This window comes from Acetobacterium sp. (assembly GCF_036508315.1).
Taxonomy (GTDB): Bacteria; Bacillota; Clostridia; order Eubacteriales; family Eubacteriaceae; genus Acetobacterium.
The window spans coordinates 47,398-68,394 of sequence record NZ_DATCHP010000029.1 but is presented as its reverse complement, the minus strand read 5'-3'; the positions used below and the strand labels follow the sequence as shown (position 1 = coordinate 68,394).

Sequence of the window (20,997 nt, the reverse complement as noted above, 5' to 3'; positions counted from 1 at the left end):
TTGATTGTGACTACAATATAAATATAAATAAAAGCCTTGCTTCAATTCTGAAATATGATATAATAAAAAGCTGATATCCTTGCTTGCTGGAAAAGTGAGCCATAGTCCATGAGGAGGTGAAATGGAATGAGAAAATATGAAACATTATTTGTTTTAAAACCGGATCTTGAAAAAGAAGTCGTTGAAGAATTAATCGGTAAAGTTAAAACCATCATAGAAGCAGATGGTAATGTAGAAAATGTTAATGAATGGGGCAAAAGAAAATTAGCCTATGAAATTGAAAAAAAATATCAAGAAGGATACTATGTATTAGTTGAATTCAATGCTGAAAATTCAGTTTTGGATGCACTTGATCATTTATACAAAATTAACGAACCATTTATTCGTAGTATTGTTATTAAGAAAGAAAAATAGGGGGCATTTTTGTGAATAAAGTAATTTTAGTAGGAAGACTAACCAGGGATCCTGATGTGAAAAACACCACCACAGGAAAAGCGGTAGCCACTTTTACCCTAGCTGTTGATCGTCGTTTTAAAAACAAAGATGGTCAAAAGGAAACTGATTTCGTACCCATTGTTGTATGGGGAAAACAGGCAGAACTTGCAGGTCAATACTTGTCAAAAGGCAGCCAAATTGGCGCGTCAGGACGACTGCAGGTAAGAAATTACGAAGCACAGGATGGCCAAAAACGCTATGTGACCGAAGTTGTTGCAGATGAGATTACATTCTTGTCATCACCTAACCGTAAAGAATCTACCGGTGGATACCAACAAGCTCCGGCACCAAAAAAAGATAACAATATGTCAGCAATGGGTTTGGATGAAGATTTCCATCTGATGGCTGACGATGATGATGTACCATTTTAAGATAGGAGGAAAAAACAATGCCAAAACCATTTAAAAAAAGAAGAAAAGTATGTGAATTCTGCGAACGAAAAGTAACAGAAGTTGATTATAAAGATGTCTTAACACTGAAGAAATTTATTTCTGAACGTGGTAAAATCTTACCACGACGCGCTACCGGAACCTGTGCCAAGCATCAAAGAAAGGTAACTGAAGCGATTAAGCGTGCACGAAATGTTGCACTGTTACCCTACTCAGCAAATATCTAATAAATTATTAAGAACTGTTCATTCAGGGAAAGACCTGGATGGGCAGTTTTTTTAATATTCGGGTTTATGGTCAATGAGAATGGGAAAAAAAGATGGGTATTTTATATTATTGTGATATAATAGTTAAGTTAATCTGGGAATTGCCTGCACAGGTTTACCAGACAATAAATATGAACTTAACCTATTTGGAGGATCAATGAAAACTCGAGGAATTACAGAGGGAGCTATGTTTTGTGCCTTGGCAGTAATACTTGCACTAGCCAGCTTTTATGTCCCTTTTCTTGTGATATTAATATTTTTTATTCCCGTTCCCATGGTGGTTCTCGGACAACGACAAGGGCTGAAGGTCAGCGTTATTGCCAGTATTGCCGCAACCATTATTATTGGTTTGTTTTTAGGACCGGTAAATGCAATTCCATTTGGAGTCCTTTTATTCTTTGTTGGCTGTAGCCTGGGCTATGCCTATCATCGGAATGTCGGACCCATTCAAAAAATAATTGTCGGATACCTTGGCTTCGCATTAGTAGTGACTGCCGTTATTATCAGCTATCAATTTCTTGTAGGGGTGGATTTTATAACATTTATATTACAAACATTTGAAGTCAGCACCCAGCAAGCTTTGGCCTTGTATCAAAATGCCGGGGTGATGGATGCAAGTCAGTTACTGCTTGCCAAGGAATCCCTGGATGCTCAAATTAATACCATGAAAATGATCATTCCGTCGGTCATACTTTTGCTGCCACTGGTATTTTCCTTTATTAATGTAGCCAGCTCTGATGCCATATTAAAACGTCTGGGATATAAGGTGAAAGCGGTTAAACCTCTTTCACAATGGGAGATGCCAAAATCGCTTAAATACTTTTTGTTGCTGTTTTTGTTTGGTTCTTTCATTATCAGTGTTTTTCAAGTGACGGCAATCCCGGAGATTTACGTTTTGAATATTATGAATTTGGTCTATCTGGTTTATTTTGTTATGGGATTATCACTTATCTTTGATTTTATGGCATATAAAAAGCACACTAACATGGCCTTGAAAATCCTCGCAGTTTTTGTGGCTTTACTTTTACAGTTTGTCGTGACCATGCTTGGAGTAGCGGATACCTATATGGAAATTCGTAAGATTTTTCGAAAGGGGAGCGAGGCTTAATGAAAGAATATAAAAAAGAATTGTTCATTTTTGCCATTGTCACGGTTGGTGTTTTATCTTTTGTTTTGGGATTCTACAATACCTATTTCAGTGTTTTAGGTTTGTTTATATTTGTGGCACTTTTGTTCTTTTATAAAAAGAGCAGCCATCAAGATGAAATTCAAATTAATAAAGCCATTGATGAAATACATGGTGATTTAGATAAAATCAATCAGGAACGTATGTATGAAATGCCTATTTCCATGGTCATTGTCGATGGTGAAGGAATTATCTATTGGTATAATCAGGCCTTCGGAAAAGCTTTTAAAAAAGAAAAAGAACCACTGTTTAAAAAAAATATTGTGGAAGAGTTGGGGTTTAATTTATCTGAAGCTGTGAAACATGATGATTTTACCTTTCATTATGATGATCGGGATTATGGTGTTGTGACCAATGCTTTTACTGACACGGTTCATAGTTTTGAGCTCCTTCATTTTTTTGATGTTACCGAACAAAGCAGGCAGAGTGAGCTTTATCGAAAAACATCTCCTTTATTCTGTGATATTGTCATTGACAATTATGACGATATCATTGAACAAATTCCAAGCCATGAGCGATCCGCAATTTTAGGACAAGTCGATTTAAAACTCAATGAATGGGCTAAAAAATTGGGAAGCGTTATTATAGAATATGAAAAAGATCGTTATCTGATGATTTTCGAACGGGGGAAAATTTGCGCGCTTCAGAAGGAAAACTTCCAAATCTTAGATGCGGTTCGAGAAATTGAAAATGATGAAAAAATTCCCATTACCCTGAGTATAGGGATTGGGATATCAGAGAAAATATTAGGAATAAAAGAATCCCAGGAGATTTCCCATGCGGCCCTTGATATCGCATTGGCCCGTGGCGGAGATCAGGCAGTGGTGCGTCAGGATGAGAAAATGTCCTTTTATGGCGGAAAAAGCGAAGCCACTGAAAAACGAACCAAGGTCAAGGCAAGGGTCAAAGCTCATGGTTTAAAAGAACTTATTAAGGAAGCTGACCAGGTTCTTTTAATGGGACATCAAAATCCTGACATGGATTGTCTGGGAGCCGCAGTAGGTTTACTCGGTGCCTGTCAGGCTTTAGATAAAACAGGGAAAATAGTCATTAAGGAAATCAATTATTCGATTAAATCCTTATTTGAGTATCTTTTGGAAAATGAAGAATATCAGGATGCTTTTATTACACCAAAAGAAGCCGAAGCCTACAGCAAAAAAAATACCTTGCTGATTATATTGGATACCCAGAACATTGATTATCTGGAATCCCCGAACTTGATTGAAGAAATGTCTAAAATTGTGGTGATTGATCATCACAGACGATCAGGAAAATTTATTAAGGACACCCTGATGAGCTACACCGAGGCCTATGCCTCTTCAACCTGTGAACTTGTTACAGAGCTTCTTCAATACTTTGAGGAAAAGAATGTTATGAGTGAGGTGGAAGCCAATGCACTGATGGCAGGAATGTGTATGGATACTAAAATGTTTACTTTAAAAACCGGGGTACGAACCTTTGAGGCGGCTTCTTATTTAAAGAGAAAGGGTGCAGATACCATTATCAGTAAGATCCTTTTACAGGATGATATTAACACTTATACTGCAAAATCGGATGCAGTGAAAAATGCTAAAATTTATTTTGACAATATTGCCATATCAACTTTTGAGAATAATACTGATTATGGCAAACTCATCGCTTCACAGGCTGCGGACGAGCTTTTAAATATTAAGGGGATTGTGGCATCCTTTATTATCCTGAAAAGTGATGAAGGTTTAACCATTAGCGGACGATCCATGGGTGAAGTCAATGTGCAGCTCATCTTAGAAAAATTAGGCGGCGGCGGACATCTCGCCATTGCAGGAGCACAGATTCCAGACGAAAGCAGTCTGGAAACAGGCAAAGACCTGGTGCTGGAAGCCATTGAAAAATACAAAAAGGAGAATGAAGTAAAATGAAAATTATATTATTGGAAAATGTTAAAAATGTTGGGAACAAAGGGGATATTGTTGAGGTTAAAGACGGTTACGGCAGAAATTTTCTCATTAAAACAAAAAAAGGAATCATTGGAAACAGAGAAAATATTAAAATAGCTCAACAGTCCAGGGCTGATGAAGAAGCCCGATTGGATGAAGAGCGGGAAGAAGCCGTTGCATTGGCGAAGATTCTGGATGAAACAGAGATTAAGATCACCGAGCGCGCCGGGGAAGATGGAAAGCTTTTCGGTTCTGTGACCAGTAAAGACATTACCGAGGCCCTGGAAAAAGCCAAGGGAATTAAAATTGATAAGCGTAAGGTCGAGCTTGAAATGCCCATTCGAAATATTGGCCGCATCGAAGTAAAAGTGAAAACTTACCAGGGCGTTATCGGAAACCTGACGGTTATTGTTGAAGGCGAAGCCTAGGAGAGAAAGCCGTGATGAATCCAAAGGTACCGCCCCATAATATAGAGGCAGAGCAGTCGGTTTTAGGTGCTATTCTCATGGATGAGTCCAATATTGGCCGGGCAGAAGAGTTTTTATCCCCTGATGATTTTTATCGAGGGGCACATCGTGAGATTTATAAAAGTATGTTGGATCTTCATAATGAGCGCAAGCCAATTGATACCGTCACTCTGATGGACTCACTTAGAAATCATGGGGTCCTTGAAAAAATCGGGGGTATTGGTTATCTCAGTGAACTCATTGAAATGGTGCCAATTCACAGAAACTATCTTGAATATTGTCAAATCGTTCATGAAAAAGCAGTGATTCGAAGCCTTATTCATACCGCTACCCAAATTTTAGAGGAAAGCTACGGTCAATACGATAAGGTTGGGGACGTCATTGAAAGAGCGGAACAGGAAATATTTAAAGTCTCACAAGGGCGTCGTACCGGGGATTTCGAAAGTATTCAGGAAACTTTGGGTACCACCCTTTCCCAAATCGAGGCCATTGAAAGTAATAAAGGAAAACTCACAGGTGTTGAAACCGGATTTGCCGAGCTAAACCATATTACCTCAGGTTTGCAGGATTCTGATCTTATTATTGTGGCGGCACGACCTTCCATGGGTAAAACTGCCTTTGCCCTTAATATTGCTCAGAATGCAGCGGTTAAAGACAATTGTTCTGTGGCCATCTTTAGTTTGGAAATGTCCAAGGAACAATTGGTTCAGCGGATGCTTTGTGCCACATCACTGGTTGACAGCAACAATGTGCGAACCGGAAATTTAACAAAAGAAGACTGGGAACGCCTTGTAGTGGGATACAATACCCTTTACGGGGCTGATATTTTTATTGATGATACGGCCGGAATCACCATTTCTGAAGTCAGGTCCAAGTGCCGACGTTTAAAAACAGAAAAGGCCCTGGATCTCATTGTCATTGACTACATCCAGCTTATGAGTGGCGGCGGAAAATCTGAAAACCGGCAAAATGAAATTTCTGAAATGTCCCGAGGGCTCAAAGCCCTGGCCAGAGAAATGAAAGCGCCTGTTATTGCATTATCCCAGCTCAGTCGAGCACCGGATGCCAGAGCCGATCATCACCCGGTGATGTCGGATTTACGTGAGTCAGGTTCCATTGAGCAGGATGCCGATGTGGTCATGCTTCTTTTCAGAGAGTTTTATTATGATAAAAATCCTGAATTAAAAAACATTGCCGAAGTGAACATTGCCAAACAACGAAATGGTCCTACCGGAACCATTAAGCTGGCATGGATCCCTGAATATACGAAATTTAATGATTTGGCAGTAGGTTTTGGTGAAGATGACTACGGTCCAGATGTTTATGCTTAATAAAAGGAAGTAACGGATATGAAATATGATGTTATCATCATCGGCGCAGGTCCAGGGGGTATTTTTACTGCCATGGAGTTGGCCAAAAATAATAAAAACTTAAAAATACTGATGCTGGAAAAAGGGAATTCCATTGAAAAACGGATTTGCCCAAAGCGTAAAACCGGGGTATGTGTTGGGTGTAAGCCCTGTAATATTACCACTGGTTTTGCCGGAGCCGGTGCTTATTCGGATGGGAAACTTTCCTTGTCACCGGATGTCGGCGGCGAGCTTCCCGAATACATTGGTTATAGTGAAACCGTTGATTTGATCAAATACACGGATAACATTTATCTTCATTTTGGTGCAGATGGACGAGTCCATGGCCTTGATCATCCTAAAAAAATCAGAGATATTCGAACTAAAGCCATTCAGAGCAACCTAAAGCTCATTGAATGTCCCATACGCCATATGGGCACCGAGGTGGGATACATGATTTATCAACGGATCCAGAACCATTTACTGAATGATCTGGGAATCGAGATTAAATTCAGAACCCCGGTTGGAAGCCTTATCGTTAAAGATAATGAAGTCACCGGAGTAACGGCAAAAGGCGAAACCTACTATGCCGATAAAGTGGTTGTTGCCGTGGGCAGGGATGGTTCTGAATGGTTTAAAGCCATGTGTGATGATTATAAGGTGAAAACCATAGCGGGAAAAGTCGACATTGGCATTCGTCTTGAAACACGCAATGAAATTATGCAGGAAATCAACGATGCTCTTTATGAGGGTAAGCTGGTTTATTATACACCAACCTTTGATGACAGTGTTCGCACTTTCTGCTCTAATCCCGGAGGAGTTGTTTCCACCGAGAATTATGATAATGAATTAGCGGTTGTCAACGGGCACAGTTATAAGGCGGAACATTTAAAAACCGATAATACCAACTTTGCTTTATTAGTTTCCAAGTGCTTTACCGAGCCGTTTAAAGAGCCTATTGCCTATGGTAAACATATTGCCGGGTTAGGAAACATGCTCACTGGGAATAGGATTATGGTTCAGCGGTATGGGGATTTTCTCCGTGGACGCCGGACCACCGCAGAACGACTCCTTCGAAATAATATTCGTCCTACGCTAATGGATGCGGTTCCCGGGGATTTATGTCTGGTACTGCCTTATCGTATTATGAAGGATATTGACGAAATGATCCAGGCCCTGGATCATGTGTCGCCAGGACTTGCCAGTGAAGAAACACTTCTTTATGGGGTAGAGGTGAAGTTTTACTCAAATAAGGTTGAAGTGGATAAAAATTTCCAATCCAGCGTTAAAAATCTGTATGCCATCGGAGATGGTGCAGGGGTAACCCGAGGGCTGATGCAGGCTTCGGCTAACGGGGTTTTTGTTGCCCGAAACCTGTACAAGGTCTAAAGATGACTGGAAAATTGTATATTGTAGGCACTCCTATTGGAAATCTGGATGATATGAGTATCCGGGCGTTAAGAATACTTAAAGAAGTGGATCTCATTGCCGCCGAGGATACCCGTCATTCCATTAAGCTTCTCAATCATTTTGAAATACAAAAAAAGATGGTGGCTTATCACCAGCATAATGAACAAAGATCCAGCGAAGGACTCATTGATCTAATGAAACAAGGACAAAACATTGCCCTTATTTCCGATGCCGGAATGCCCTTGATTTCCGATCCCGGTTCAGTGCTGGTGAAAAATTGTGTGGCCCAGGATATTGCTATGGAAGTCGTTCCAGGTCCTAATGCCGGGCTTTGCGGTTTGGTGCTTTCAGGTTTGGATACCCGGCAGTTTCTCTTTCTCGGGTTTCTGGGAAAAGAGAATAAAGCGATTAAAGAAGGCCTGGAACGGATCAAAGCCTCGGTCGTTACCGCGGTTCTTTATGAATCGCCCCATCGTTTATCGAAAACCCTTGAAATTTTAGTCAACAATGACTTAGGTCACCGCCAGATGAGTATTTCCAGGGAGATCACCAAGCGATTTGAAGAAAGCCGATATGGCACCATTGAAGAACACCAGGCTTATTATCAGGACCATACCCCAAGGGGAGAGTATGTGCTTTGTATTGAAGGCAGAACCCAGGAAGAGGGAACCCCTGGTCAAAATATGGATCTGAAAGCCATGACCATCAAAGAACACCTGGACGTTTACATCCATGATGGAATGCCCGAAAAGGAGGCCATGAAACAGGTGGCTAAGGATCGGGGACTTTCCAAACGGGATATATATAACGAAGTTAAGAGATAAAAACAGGTAATTGGGAAACGCAATAAACATCCAGGATCCTTATCATCATTTCGGATTCAACAAAAAACAGCAAAATAAAAGGAGCGCCTATGTCAGAAAAAACTTTTTACATTTCGACCCCTATTTATTATCCCAGTGGTAACCTCCATATTGGACATACCTATACCACTGTCGCGGCAGATACCATTACCCGGTTTAAAAAGCTGAAGGGCTATGATGCCTATCTATTAACCGGAACGGATGAACATGGCCAAAAGATTGAAAAAGTCGCAGAAGAGGCAGGTATGACACCTCAGGCCTATGTGGATGACATCGTCGCCGGAATTAAAACCCTTTGGGACACCATGAATATCAATTACGATCAGTTTATTCGGACCACTGACCCTGAACATGAAAAAACCATTCAGCGTATTTTTAAAAAGCTTCACGATCAGGGGGATATTTACAAATCCAATTATGAAGGCTGGTATTGCACACCATGTGAATCATTTTGGACCGAAGGCCAAATTGTTGAAGGCAATTGCCCGGATTGCGGCCGACCTGTGGAAAAAGCATCTGAAGAGGCTTACTTCTTTAAGATGTCAAAATATGCCGATCGTCTTTTAAAACACATTAATGAAAATCCTGGTTTTATTCAACCGGAATCCAGAAAAAATGAGATGATCAATAATTTCATTAAGCCGGGACTTCAGGATCTTTGCGTATCCCGAACCTCTTTCACCTGGGGTGTTCCTGTGGATTTTGATCCCGGTCACGTGGTTTATGTCTGGATTGATGCCCTTCCCAACTATATTTCCGCCCTGGGCTACCTTAACGATAAGCCGGATCTTATGGATCGGTATTGGCCGGCGGATGTGCATTTAGTGGGAAAAGATATTATCCGATTCCATACCATTTATTGGCCAATTATTCTGATGGCTTTAGAATTACCTTTACCTAAAAAGGTGTATGGTCATGGCTGGATTCTGCTAAAAGGCGGGAAAATGTCAAAATCTGTGGGTAATGTTGTGGATCCGGTGGTATTGGTGAATAAGTATGGCGTGGATGCCCTGCGTTACCATGTGCTTCGGGAAATGAACTATGGCTCTGACGGCGTTTATAATGAAGACCTTTTAGTCAGTCATATTAATTCAGACCTTGCCAACGATTTAGGAAATTTACTCAGTCGGACCCTGGCCATGACCGTGAAATATTTTGACGGGGTTATTCCTAAAGAACGGGAGACTGGGGAATTTGATGAGGACATCATCAACCTAGCCGAAAAAACCCCGGGCATTGTCAGCGAATTCATGGATAAGCTTGATTTCAGCCGGGCCCTGGAAGAGATTTGGAAATTAATATCCCGTTCAAATAAATATATTGATGAAACCCAACCCTGGGTACTGGGAAAAGACCCAGAGAAAAAAGCACGGTTGGCTCAGGTGCTGTATAATCTCACCGAATGTTTAAGAATTGTCACCGTGCTTATTTCATCAGCCATGCCTGAAACAGGAAAAAAAATTGCAGCGCAGTTAAAATGTCCGGATGACTGTTTAACATGGGAAAGCATCCAGATTTTTGGCGGATATCCTGAGGGAATTAAAGTCGAACGTGGCGAGGTTCTCTTCCCAAGAATTGAACTGGAGAAAAAAGAAGATGCTTCTAAAAAAGAGAATAAGAAAGAAGTTAAAAAGGAAATGCTAAAAGATAAAGAAGAACTTCCCGAAGGGCTCATTACCATTGATGATTTTGCCAGAGTAGAGCTTCGTGTTGCCGAGATTGTGGCCTGCGAAGCCCATCCGGATGCCGACCGATTATTGGTTCTCCAATTAATGGTCGGACAGGAAAAACGTCAGGTTGTTTCAGGGATTGCAAAATATTATAAGCCTGAAGAACTTGTCGGGAAAACCGTGATTTTAGTGGCAAACTTAAAGCCGGTAAACCTTCGTGGACTGGAATCCAATGGAATGATTTTAGCGGCAACCAAGGGAAAGAAACTTTCTTTAGTCACAGTGGATGGCATACCCTCTGGTGGAAAAGTTTCTTAAGAAAACCCTGAGAACATAAAAGAATAAAATAACAGAAAAAGCCTGAGAATCCAAGTTATTCATGACTTGGATTTTCAGGCTTTTTATTGTATTGGTGTATATATAAATCTATAGGCTCTTCATAGTGTCAATATATTCTTTTTTATCGCGAACGCCAACGAAACGGTTCACGACTTCTCCGTTCTTAAAGAAAACCACGGTTGGAATGCTCATTACTCGGAATTCCTGGGCAAGGGTTTGGTTTTCATCCACATTAATTTTGCAAACTTTCATGCCGGTTGGAAGTTCCAGAGCAATTGCATCAATGGTAGGAGCAAGACCTTTACAGGGACCACACCATTCGGCCCAAAAATCTATCATCACAGCGCCATCAAAAGACAGTACTTCGGTATTAAAATTTTCCTTGTTCAGGGTTATTATTTTTTCATTGGCCATTTTTATTTCTCCTTCTTTTGCTAAAGTGCTCCATCATTATATAATACCTTTGATCAAGATAAAAGACAAATTTCTATAATTAAGAAAGATCCTTTGTGTTAAAATAGAAGGATGAAGAAAAGTATTTTAAAAAAACAATTAGATCATTTGAATAAAAACAATCATTTTCGTTTTCATATGCCCGGGCATAAAGGCTCTGGAAATGACTTTGATATTTTCACCTATGACACCACAGAAATACCCGGAGCAGACAATCTTCACGATCCTAAAGGGGTCATTGCAGAGGTTCAGGAGAAATGCGCAAAGGTTTATGGAAGTGAAGAAACAGCTATTCTTGTGAATGGCTCAACCACCGGCATCCAGAGTGCGATTTTAGGAGCCTGTTCTCCGGGGGAGCAGCTGATTGTGTCAGCCAATTGTCACCGATCTGTTTTTGGAGCCCTGGCGCTGGGGCGAATTAAAGGGGTGTTTATCACGCCTGAATTTGATGAAGTTATGGGCTTCGCAAAAGAAGTGTCTTTGGATAGTGTAAAGGAAGCCATTATAAAATACCCACAGAGCCGTGGAATGATATTGACCAACCCTACCTATTATGGGACAACCAGTGATGTTAAAGCTATTGGAGAGTTCCTGCATGGCCTGGGAAAATTTCTCATTGTGGATGAAGCCCATGGGGCTCATTTGCATTTTAATAAAGAACTTCCTCTGGATGCCATTGCCGCTGAAGCAGACGTGAGCATTCAAAGTACTCATAAAATTTTGGGATCTTTAACACAGAGCTCATTAATTCACTTCCAGGGAAGTCGGATCAATCGCCAACAGGTGAAGTTCTTTCTTTCCTTGCTCCAAAGTTCATCTCCCAGTTATCCACTGATGATTTCAGTGGAAGAAGCGGTGGATCAGGCTTGTGAAAAAGGGACAGAAATATTTAAAATAATAATCGATGCCCATGAGGATTTTTCCAAAAATCAAAGTCCGAACGCCCCGATTTCTCTTTACAAAGGGCATGACTCAGACAGCGGTTATGATCAGAGTAAATGGCTATTTCATACCCGGGGAATTTCAGGAGACCTGATAGAAGAGATTCTTTTAAAAACCTATCGTATTCAATGTGAACTTTCAGGCAATGATCATGTGTTGGCCATGACAGGCATTGGAACTACCCAGTCCGATATAGATGCATTAACCGGGGCCATCGACGATTTAAATAAAAAAATATTGTCAGGGGAATTAAAGGATCATGCTATTATTGCAAGTCCCGATTTACCAACAGAAAAATTGATAGCCGGAGCATTAAAAACTGAAGTTCCTTTATGGAAAGGAATTTATGATGAAAAAGAGAAATGCCCGTTGGCAGAAGCCAATGGGCGATTAGCAGGGGATTTTATTATCCCCTACCCACCGGGAATTCCGGTACTGCTTCCGGGGAGTCGAATTAATAAAGAAATGATTGCAGGTTTAAGCCATCTCATGGATAATGGGATTATAATAGTTGGTATCAACAAAAACCGGGAACTCTTACTGCTCGAGGAAAAAGGAGTCATAAATGATGCATAAAGGAAAACTCATTGTTATCGAAGGGGTGGATGGGAGTGGAAAACAAACCCAAACCGAACTTCTTTACAAGCGATTAATTGATAATGGACAAAAAGTGATGCTGCTTTCCTACCCCCGATATGACAAGGCGTCCTCGGCTATGGTAAAATTATATCTCAGTGGTGCTTTTGGAGAGAATCCCGGGGATGTCAGCCCTTACATTGCATCCACTTTTTATACTGCCGATCGGTATGCATCGTTCAAAGAAGATTATGAAGAATTCTTAAATGATGGCGGAATTGTTTTAGCTGACCGATATACCACATCTAATATGGTCCACCAGGCTGGAAAAATAAAGGATCCCATTGAGCGCAAACGATTTTTGACCTGGCTATGGGATTATGAATTCAATCTATTTGGGCTACCCATACCGGACAGGGTTTTCTTTTTAAATATTCCACCTGAGATTAACCTAAGATTAATGAAAAATCGTACTAATAAAATCACCGGAAAAGCTGAAAAAGACATCCATGAAAAAAGCCCGGAGCATTTAACAGATGCCTATGAAAGTGCTTTAGCATTAGTCGATGAATACTGCTGGACTGAGATACGCTGCATTAATCAGGGGGAACTCAGGAGCATTGAAGATATAAATGAAGAAATTTGGAACGAAATAAACAAAAAGGAGCGTAAAGCTGATGATTGAAAATCAATTTACATATTTAACAATGGCCCATTCGGATATAGATATGATCCTGTTAAAGAATTATTTAAGCGCTAATGGTATACCGGTCATTACCCGGGAAAAGGGTTTTGGTGGTCCTATTCGCAGTATTTTTATGGGAAGCTTTTCTCCGGCCCATATTGAAGTCTTTGTGAAAGAAAGTGATTATGATGAGGCCATGATGCTTATTGATTATGAGGAGTTCAGCGCTGAACTGGATGAAGAATTTTGGATGGAAGAAGAAGACAAACCAAAAAAATCCCATTAAAAATTGGAAGGGAAAAAAGATGCTTGAAAAAATTCAGGGACATCAAACCATTACAGAGCACCTTGAAAAGGAAATTCTCACAGGTGGGGTAAGCCACGCCTACCTATTTTCAGGTATTGATGGTGTAGGGAAGAAAAAAACTGCCCTGGAATTTGCCAAGGCGCTACTTTGCATGAGTGCGGAGAAGAAGCCTTGTGGTCATTGTTCAGTTTGCAGTCAAATTGAGCATGGGAATCATCCTGATGTTCAGGTGATTACATCAAAACAAGGTGAAACAACGATTAAAATTATTCAGGTTCGGGAAATGATCAGCGGACTGTCAATAAAGCCCTATACCGGAAATCAGCGAGTGGTTATCATTGATGGTGCTGATCATATGACACCGGAAGCCCAAAATAGCTTACTCAAATCGCTTGAAGAGCCGTTAAGCTATAATCTTTTCATTCTATTAACCAGTCATCCCCAGTCCATTTTGACCACCATTCGTTCCCGATGTCAGAGTTATTATTTTCATCCTCTGGATAACGACCTGGTGGCTGAGATCCTTAAAGAAGAAACTGAATATGACCGAGAATCCATTCAAGGGGTGCTACATCAAGCTGGAGGTTCTCCTGGGATGGGGATTTATCTTTTGGAAAACAGTGAGATTCAAAATGAAAGAAAACATTGCTTAAGGGATTTATACAGTCTTCTAAAAGGTGATGAGCTTAAAGTATTTTCATTGGCAGATACCTTATCAAAAGATAAAGCCACCAGTGAAGAAATCCTGGTTTTTTTAATTCAGTGGTTTTATGAGGTAGGGCTCCTTCTCCAAAGTCTTGAATTACCCGGAGCGGTGCAACCAGACAAAGCTCATATTGCCTACTTAAAAATACTGAATTATGAAAAGAATCAGGTCATCCTGAAAACTTTGTTTGATATGATGATGACTTTACAATATAATGTTAGTTTAAGACTACAGTGGGAAAAGGTTTTTATTAAAATAATGGAAACTCAGAAAGGATACAACTAATGGGAAAATCAGTCGTCGGCGTACGATTTAAAAAAGTTGGAAAAATATATTACTTCGATCCGATGGAATTTGAATTAAAACAATTTGATCCAGTGATTGTTGAAACCGTCAGGGGAATTGAATACGGACAGATTGCTCTGGAAGCCCGGGAAGTGGGCGAAGAAGAGATTGTGGCACCGGTAAAGCCGGTTATCCGTAAGGCAACTGAAAAGGATACAAAAGATTTTGAGAAACTTAAATCAAGAGAATCCGAAGCGAAGGAAATTTTCATTTCGAAAGCACAGAAGCACAAGCTTGAAATGAAGCTTGTTGATGTGGAGTATACCTTCGATCATAAAAAGGCGATTTTTTATTTTACTGCTGAGGGACGGGTAGACTTTCGCGAGTTAGTTAAAGATTTAGCATCAATTTTCAAAGTTCGTATTGAGTTAAGACAAATCGGCGTCCGGGATGAAGCAAAGCTTTTTAAGGGTCTCGGAGTTTGTGGTCGAACCACTTGTTGTGCCCAATGGTTAGGGGAGTTTACACCGGTTTCAATTAAAATGGCAAAGGAACAGAATCTTTCCTTAAATTCGACTAAGATTTCAGGTATTTGTGGTCGTCTGTTATGTTGTCTGACCTATGAACAGGAATTTTATGAAGAGGTATCAAAAAGGCTTCCTAAAGTGGGACAACGTGTTATTACCGCAGATGGTGAGGGAGAGGTCTTTAAACTCAGCATTCTGGAGGAAACCGTTTTCGTCAAAATACAGATAAATAAAGATGAAACTGAGGTTATGAAGTATAAGTTAGAGGAAATTGAAGTAAAAAAATTCGAAAAAATAAAAAAAGATAAATAATCATCTTGATTTTAGAATTAAAAAGGATATAATAAGAATGTTCTTAATGTTAAAAGGAGGGTTTTTCAATGGCTTATAAAATTTCAGACGAATGTATAGCTTGTGGATCTTGCGAGGATGTATGTCCAGTAGAAGCAATTTCTGAAGGCGACATCTACGTAATTGATCCAGCTAAATGTACCGACTGCGGCGCATGTGCGGATGAATGTCCAGTAGAAGCAATTGCGGCTGAGTAATTAGCAGCAATCAAAAAAGGACACCTTTTGGATTAAACAAAAGGTGTCTTTGGCGTTTTAAGGTAAAAATAATAGTTAAAAGTTTTCTTAAGTGTGGTAGAATGTCAAAAATTCGGGTATTTAAAAGACATAAAATAAAGAAAGTTGATATTGTTATAATATCAAATGGAGGAAGAAAATGCAAAAATATGTATGTGATATTTGTGGTTATGTGTATGATCCAGCCACCGGAGATCCAGATAATGGCGTAGCAGCAGGAACCGCGTTTAAAGACATTAAAGAAGATTGGGTTTGCCCAGAATGTGGCGTTTCCAAAGATGACTTCTCGCCAGAAGACTAAAATCCATTAAAAAAAATGATCAGCAAAAAGAGCCAAGGCTCTTTTTTTTTATGGTATTTATAGCTCATAAAAATATTTGAGACTGTTTTATTTCGTTTGGTTCGGGTATAATATGAGTATTATCATACATGAAAGGATAATCACTATGGAAATTTGTGCTATTATGGGAAGTCATCGGACTGGACACAATACTCAAAAAGCCTTGGACTTTTTTTTAAACGAAATCCAGGGAAATCATGAGGTAAATATCTATAATGTTAATAAAATAAACGTACAGCCGTGCAGGGCTGATGATTATTGCATACCGCATCAGGGAGAATGTATCATTAAAGATGATGATATGACAGAGATCTATGACAAATTTATAAACTGTGATTTACTGGTGATTGCAAGCCCTGTGTATTTCAGTGCTTTCCCTTCCAAGATTAAGTCTATCATTGATCGAACTCAAATGATTTATAATCTAAAGGATCGTTCAATTGTCAAAGAAAAGAAAGTGGTTGTCATTGCTCTTGGGGGTGCAAAACACTATCCACGGCAATTTCAGGGGGTTGATAATACATTGGAATGGTATAAGAAAGCTCTTAATTGTACCGAAATTGGCTTTGTTCAGTTTTCCCACACCGATGAAGTGGGAACCATGGAAAATAAGGCATCATTGAAAGCTCTGAAAGATCTTGGAAAAATAGTCAACGAATTAGCAATAAGCAAATAAAAACAGAAAAGGAGAAACGATTATGGCAAAGATAATTGATGCAAAAGAATTTGGTAATCTTGTATTAAAGAATAAAGGTGTTGTATTGGTGGATTTTTTCGCGACATGGTGCGGCCCCTGTAAAGCTCTGGCGCCTATATTAATAGAAGTTGGGGAAGAACTTAAGGATAAGGTTCAGATTTATAAGGTTGATATTGATCAAAACCAGGCTCTAGCCCAGGAATATAAGGTTATGAGTGTACCGAACATGAAGATCTTTAAAAATGGCGAAGTTGTAGAATCCATTGTAGGCCTTCAATCAAAGGGTGTATTAATTGAAAAATTAAATTACTATGCTGGATAGTCAGTATTTTATTTAAAAGATCATCTCAATAAATGAGATGATCTTTTTTTTTTGCAGTTTAACCGTTAGCTAATTAAAATAAGAGGCTTACATGTTATAATGATTTAGCAAATTATTGAGAGCTATTCTCGATTGTAAAAAGAGCAGGTTAAATGATTTATAGAAGATCTCAAAAGGAGAATAAAATGTATAAAAACGAAGACATTGAATTAAAGATAGAAGGCATTGTTTTTCCTGGAAAATCATGGGGAATGGCCGGTGAAAAGAAAATAGTAATAAAAAATGGTCTGCCAGGCCAACAGGTATTGGTACGCATGAAAAAGAATCGAAAAAAATATGAAGGTCAGATTGTAGAAGTTTTAGAAAAGGCGCCCAATGAAATTGAAGCGCTTTGTAATGTTTTTTCTAAGTGTGGAGGATGCACTTATCAAAATCTGCCCTATGTTGAGCAATTAAAACTCAAAGAAAATTATGTGCTGACACTTTTGGAAGAAGCAGTAATTGCAGATTTTGAGTATGAAGGCATTACCCCGAGCCCTGAAGTATTTGGATACCGCAATAAAATGGAATTTTCTTTTGGTGATAATGCAAAGGATGGCCCGTTAATGTTGGGACTTCATGAACAAGGGAGCTTTTATAATATTGTCAAAACAGACGATTGCAGGATAACGGATAATGACTTTAATCTCATCCAAAAGGCTGTATCGAAATTTTTTTCAGAAAGTGGGCTAACTTATTTTCACAAACGAAGCCACATCGGATTTTTAAGACATTTAGTCGTGCGTAAGGGCAAATATACCGGAGATATTTTATTGAACCTTGCCACAACAACCCAAGGGGAACTGGATGAATCGGTTTTTGTTAAAATACTCATGGATCTGCCGTTAGAAGGTCAGATTCGAGGTATTCTTCATACCAAAAATGATGGGGTTGCAGATGTGGTTAAAGCCGAAACCTCAACAATCCTCTATGGAGAGGATAAGATCGAAGACAAAATTTTAGGATTAACCTTTGAGATTTCCAGTTTTTCATTTTTCCAAACCAACACATTAGGCGCTGAAAAACTGTATTCGGTTATTCGGGACTTTGTCGGACAAGGTCAAAATGAGGTTATCTATGATCTGTATTGCGGAACCGGAACCATTGCCCAGGTTCTAGCCCCGTTGGCACAAAAAGTAGTAGGAATTGAATTAGTACCGGAAGCGGTTATGGCTGCCAAAGCTAATGCGGAGAAAAACGGGCTCTCAAATTGCAGCTTCATTGCCGGGGATGTAATGGTGGAGGTGGAAAACCTCTCATACAAAGCCGATGTGATCATATTGGATCCCCCCCGAAACGGCATTCATCCCAAAGCGATTTTTAAAATTTTGGATTTTAAACCTAAGCTGTTTGTATACGTGTCCTGTAAAGCCAGTTCTTTAGCCCGGGATCTGCCATATTTTGTTGCAGCCGGTTATGTAGTTAAAAAAGTACAGTGTGTGGATATGTTTCCTCATACCGGGCATGTGGAGACCGTTGTATTGATGGAGAAAAGATAGGCATATTGATTTTATAGGGATAGAGCATGAAAATTTTAAATTACTCTTGTTTCTTTTTGCCCATGCTCTTATAATTAGATTATCAACTTTGTCTGGTTGAAATAATTTGAAAAGTGGTAAAATCAATGACAAAACAAGAATTGATCGATATCTTCAACAATGTTCAAAAGAAATTTGATGACGAAATCACAGAAGATTATTTTCTTCAACGACTGAAACCTTATGCTGACAGTAACGGGCTAATTGATAATCATAAATTAGTCATGTTCGCATACAATGAATCATTAGCATCCTCAAAAGGGTTTCTCTTCGAAATCCTTGCTGAAGTATTGGTAGACAAAGAATAGAACGCATTGTTAAAAACCGAAAAAAAATAAGCCTCTACCAAACGGTATGGGCTATTTTTATGCCTGTTTTACAGAACTGAGATAATCAAGGATGCAAGTATGGATAATATTGTTCTCATCGGCGAGAAATGAATCTGATTATAAATTTCTGACTTCAGCAGCGGGAAGGATCCATATTGATTTAAGCGACGTTTTACAGTTTAAAAACTTAGAAAAACATTGCCTTCATTTTTTGAACAAAAATGGCTTTGTCATTAAAATTGATATATTTGTTTTTTTTTACGATTTATGGTATTCTTTTATGGGTGTCAAGGTATCAGGAAAGAAAAATAGATGAGGGAAATGTGAGCTTAAAATGAAAATACTTAGATATTTACTGATTTTTGTTCCAATAAGTATCATAGGAGAATTTCTACATCTTTCTCCGACATTAATGTTTGTTCTTGCGGCTTTGGCGATTATTCCGTTGGCAGGATTAATGGGGGAAGCAACAGAAGAAATAGCCTTCTATTCCGGGCCAAGGATCGGAGGATTTCTCAATGCAACCTTTGGGAATGCAACAGAGCTGATTATTGCTTTTTTTGCGTTAAAAGCAGGACTGTTTGAGGTCGTCAAGGCGTCTCTTGCCGGTTCGGTCATCGGCAATATTCTCATGGTGTTAGGTCTCAGCATGCTCGTTGGAGGAATCAAATATAAATCACAGTCTTTTAATAAAAAATCCATTGAAGTTTCTTCAAGTATGTTATTATTTGCAGTCATTGGATTAACGGTCCCAGCAATTTTCACACATACTGTTGCATCAGATCTTCTCAATACACGGTATGAGGGATTAAGTGTTATTGTTGCAGTAATTATGTTCAGTATTTACCTTTTAAGTTTATACTTTTCGTTCTATACCCACAAGGATATATATTTTGTGGAACATGATGAAGACGCGGTATCAAAATGGTCTCTTAAAAAAGCAATAACTGTATTAGTGGGAGCAACGGTACTCATTGGTATAGAAAGTGAGTTATTTGTAAGTGCGGTTGAACCCATGACCCAGGCGGTTGGGCTGAGTGAATTTTTCGTGGGTATTATTTTAGTACCGATTATTGGAAATGCAGCAGAGCATAGTACCGCTATTGTTATGGCATATAAAAATAAAATGGATGTCGCCGTTGAAATTGCTATTGGTTCAAGCTTGCAGATCATCCTTTTTGTGACACCGGTCCTCATATTTCTCAGTTTAATATTTACTCCCATGAGCATTGTATTCAATGAGTTTGAATTGGTCGCGTTATTATTTGCGGTTTTCATTGCCAACAGGGTAGCCAGTGATGGTGAATCCAATTGGCTGGAAGGTGTTCAGCTTCTTGCAGTCTATTTGATTATGGCCGTTTCATTTTTTGTGTTATAATTAAGAAGTGAAAGAAAAACTGAAAAGGAGAAAAATGTATGACTCGGATAAATCGTGTTAAAAGAGAAGTAATCAGATATATTTTCCTTTTTATTGGTTCAATCATTGCAGCAGTAGGTTTGGAAATATTTCTTGTTCCCAATAATATCATTGACGGAGGTGTTATTGGAATTTCAATCATTGCGAGCTATCTCACCGGAGTTCCTCTCAGTGTGTATATTATTGTTTTGAATCTTCCGTTTCTTATTTTTGGATATAAGCAGATTGGGAAGACATTTGTTTTTTCTTCATTATTTGCTATAATATCGTTATCATTCTGGGTGTCAGTTTTTCATCCCATACCTGGACTTACCAATGATATCCTCCTTGCAGCAGTATTTGGAGGGATTGTTTTAGGAATTGGCGTAGGTTTAATCATACGTAACAGTGGTTCACTTGATGGAACTGAAATGGTGGCCATTGTTTTTAATAAACGCACATCATTTTCCGTCGGCGAGATTGTTATGTTCTTTAATTTATTTATCCTAAGTAGTGCAGGACTTGTTTTTGGATGGGACAGGGCAATGTATTCACTTCTTGCCTATTTTATTGCTTTTAAAGTTATTGATGTGACCATTGAAGGTTTAAACGAGGAGAAAGCGGCTATTATTGTCTCGGATAATTCCTATGAGATTGCAGAGGCAATATTGGCCCGATTAGGAAGGGGTGTAACCTTTCTTGAGGGTAAGGGAGGGTTTTCTAAAGAGCCTAAAACCATCATATACTCAGTGATTACACGCCTGGAGATTGCCAAATTGAAAGCGATCGTATATGAAATTGATGAAAATGCATTTCTCACCATCAATGATGTCTTTGATGTGATGGGCGGAAAACAAAAAAAGCGAGCAATACATTAGCATTACGGATTGCTTTGGAAAAGCTCCAGGTCCTCAAATG

Annotated in this window: 24 protein-coding genes; 23 read left to right on the top strand and 1 reads right to left on the bottom strand. The window is 39.2% G+C overall.

Annotated features, from left to right (window positions below):
* The first annotated feature begins 126 nt into the window (after positions 1-126).
* From rpsF to metG, 10 genes are all read left to right on the top strand, one after another.
* On the top strand, positions 127-414 hold the full coding sequence (rpsF, locus tag VIK44_RS04350; protein ID WP_331552621.1) for a 30S ribosomal protein S6: 288 nt from the start codon (positions 127-129) through the stop codon (positions 412-414).
* Positions 415-425: 11 nt separating this feature from the next.
* Complete coding sequence (locus tag VIK44_RS04345) at positions 426-866, top strand: single-stranded DNA-binding protein (protein ID WP_331552620.1); 441 nt, start codon at positions 426-428, stop codon at positions 864-866.
* Between the two features lie 17 nt (positions 867-883).
* Positions 884-1,111: a 30S ribosomal protein S18 gene (gene rpsR, locus VIK44_RS04340; RefSeq protein ID WP_331552619.1), complete on the top strand. Its 228-nt coding sequence runs from the start codon at positions 884-886 to the stop codon at positions 1,109-1,111.
* A 196-nt stretch (positions 1,112-1,307) separates the two neighbouring features.
* Entirely contained in the window at positions 1,308-2,258 is a 951-nt protein-coding gene (locus VIK44_RS04335; RefSeq protein ID WP_331552618.1) for a YybS family protein, read from the top strand.
* Entirely contained in the window at positions 2,258-4,234 is a 1,977-nt protein-coding gene (locus VIK44_RS04330) for a DHH family phosphoesterase (RefSeq protein WP_331552617.1), read from the top strand. Before VIK44_RS04335 ends, VIK44_RS04330 begins: the two co-directional genes overlap by 1 nt.
* On the top strand, positions 4,231-4,680 hold the full coding sequence (gene rplI / locus VIK44_RS04325; protein WP_331552616.1) for a 50S ribosomal protein L9: 450 nt from the start codon (positions 4,231-4,233) through the stop codon (positions 4,678-4,680). Before VIK44_RS04330 ends, rplI begins: the two co-directional genes overlap by 4 nt.
* A gap of 14 nt (positions 4,681-4,694) precedes the next feature.
* Positions 4,695-6,050 (top strand): replicative DNA helicase, encoded by a 1,356-nt coding sequence (gene dnaB / locus VIK44_RS04320; RefSeq protein WP_331552648.1) that lies wholly within the window; start codon positions 4,695-4,697, stop codon positions 6,048-6,050.
* 18 nt (positions 6,051-6,068) lie between these two features.
* Positions 6,069-7,457, top strand: a complete 1,389-nt coding sequence (locus VIK44_RS04315; RefSeq protein ID WP_331552615.1) for an NAD(P)/FAD-dependent oxidoreductase — start codon at positions 6,069-6,071, stop codon at positions 7,455-7,457.
* 2 nt (positions 7,458-7,459) lie between these two features.
* Positions 7,460-8,302 carry a 16S rRNA (cytidine(1402)-2'-O)-methyltransferase gene (rsmI, locus tag VIK44_RS04310; protein ID WP_331552614.1) on the top strand — a complete coding sequence of 281 codons (843 nt, stop codon included), beginning with the start codon at positions 7,460-7,462 and terminating at the stop codon, positions 8,300-8,302.
* A gap of 89 nt (positions 8,303-8,391) precedes the next feature.
* Positions 8,392-10,329 (top strand): methionine--tRNA ligase, encoded by a 1,938-nt coding sequence (gene metG, locus VIK44_RS04305; protein ID WP_331552613.1) that lies wholly within the window; start codon positions 8,392-8,394, stop codon positions 10,327-10,329.
* Positions 10,330-10,437: 108 nt separating this feature from the next.
* On the opposite strand, the gene trxA (VIK44_RS04300) is transcribed toward metG, so the two are convergent.
* Complete coding sequence (trxA, locus tag VIK44_RS04300) at positions 10,438-10,764, bottom strand: thioredoxin (RefSeq protein WP_331552612.1); 327 nt, start codon at positions 10,762-10,764, stop codon at positions 10,438-10,440.
* Between the two features lie 111 nt (positions 10,765-10,875).
* On the opposite strand from trxA (VIK44_RS04300), the gene VIK44_RS04295 reads away from it, so the two are divergent.
* The 13 genes from VIK44_RS04295 to VIK44_RS04235 all read left to right on the top strand — a co-directional run bounded on the left by VIK44_RS04295 (position 10,876) and on the right by VIK44_RS04235 (position 20,957).
* Entirely contained in the window at positions 10,876-12,321 is a 1,446-nt protein-coding gene (locus VIK44_RS04295) for an aminotransferase class I/II-fold pyridoxal phosphate-dependent enzyme (protein ID WP_331552611.1), read from the top strand.
* Positions 12,314-13,006, top strand: coding sequence for a thymidylate kinase (locus tag VIK44_RS04290; RefSeq protein WP_333783795.1), 693 nt, complete (start codon positions 12,314-12,316; stop codon positions 13,004-13,006). Before VIK44_RS04295 ends, VIK44_RS04290 begins: the two co-directional genes overlap by 8 nt.
* Positions 12,999-13,292, top strand: a complete 294-nt coding sequence (locus VIK44_RS04285) for a hypothetical protein (RefSeq protein WP_331552609.1) — start codon at positions 12,999-13,001, stop codon at positions 13,290-13,292. Before VIK44_RS04290 ends, VIK44_RS04285 begins: the two co-directional genes overlap by 8 nt.
* 19 nt (positions 13,293-13,311) lie before the next feature.
* Positions 13,312-14,304, top strand: coding sequence for a DNA polymerase III subunit delta' (gene holB / locus VIK44_RS04280; RefSeq protein WP_331552608.1), 993 nt, complete (start codon positions 13,312-13,314; stop codon positions 14,302-14,304).
* Positions 14,304-15,143 (top strand): stage 0 sporulation family protein, encoded by an 840-nt coding sequence (locus VIK44_RS04275; protein WP_331552607.1) that lies wholly within the window; start codon positions 14,304-14,306, stop codon positions 15,141-15,143. Before holB ends, VIK44_RS04275 begins: the two co-directional genes overlap by 1 nt.
* Positions 15,144-15,211: 68 nt before the next feature.
* Entirely contained in the window at positions 15,212-15,379 is a 168-nt protein-coding gene (locus VIK44_RS04270; protein WP_331552606.1) for a DUF362 domain-containing protein, read from the top strand.
* 178 nt (positions 15,380-15,557) lie between these two features.
* Positions 15,558-15,719, top strand: coding sequence for a rubredoxin (gene rd / locus VIK44_RS04265; RefSeq protein ID WP_331552605.1), 162 nt, complete (start codon positions 15,558-15,560; stop codon positions 15,717-15,719).
* Between the two features lie 145 nt (positions 15,720-15,864).
* Positions 15,865-16,434 carry a flavodoxin family protein gene (locus VIK44_RS04260; protein WP_331552604.1) on the top strand — a complete coding sequence of 190 codons (570 nt, stop codon included), beginning with the start codon at positions 15,865-15,867 and terminating at the stop codon, positions 16,432-16,434.
* Between the two features lie 22 nt (positions 16,435-16,456).
* The gene (gene trxA / locus VIK44_RS04255; protein WP_331552603.1) at positions 16,457-16,777 is read left to right on the top strand and encodes a thioredoxin; all 321 of its coding nucleotides are present in this window, start codon (positions 16,457-16,459) and stop codon (positions 16,775-16,777) included.
* Positions 16,778-16,962: 185 nt separating this feature from the next.
* Positions 16,963-18,315, top strand: coding sequence for a 23S rRNA (uracil(1939)-C(5))-methyltransferase RlmD (gene rlmD, locus VIK44_RS04250; protein ID WP_331552602.1), 1,353 nt, complete (start codon positions 16,963-16,965; stop codon positions 18,313-18,315).
* A gap of 125 nt (positions 18,316-18,440) precedes the next feature.
* Positions 18,441-18,662 (top strand): hypothetical protein, encoded by a 222-nt coding sequence (locus VIK44_RS04245; RefSeq protein WP_331552601.1) that lies wholly within the window; start codon positions 18,441-18,443, stop codon positions 18,660-18,662.
* Positions 18,663-19,017: 355 nt separating this feature from the next.
* Positions 19,018-20,061, top strand: coding sequence for a calcium/proton exchanger (gene cax, locus VIK44_RS04240; RefSeq protein ID WP_331552600.1), 1,044 nt, complete (start codon positions 19,018-19,020; stop codon positions 20,059-20,061).
* 38 nt (positions 20,062-20,099) lie between these two features.
* Complete coding sequence (locus tag VIK44_RS04235; protein WP_331552599.1) at positions 20,100-20,957, top strand: YitT family protein; 858 nt, start codon at positions 20,100-20,102, stop codon at positions 20,955-20,957.
* The last annotated feature ends 40 nt before the right edge of the window (positions 20,958-20,997 follow it).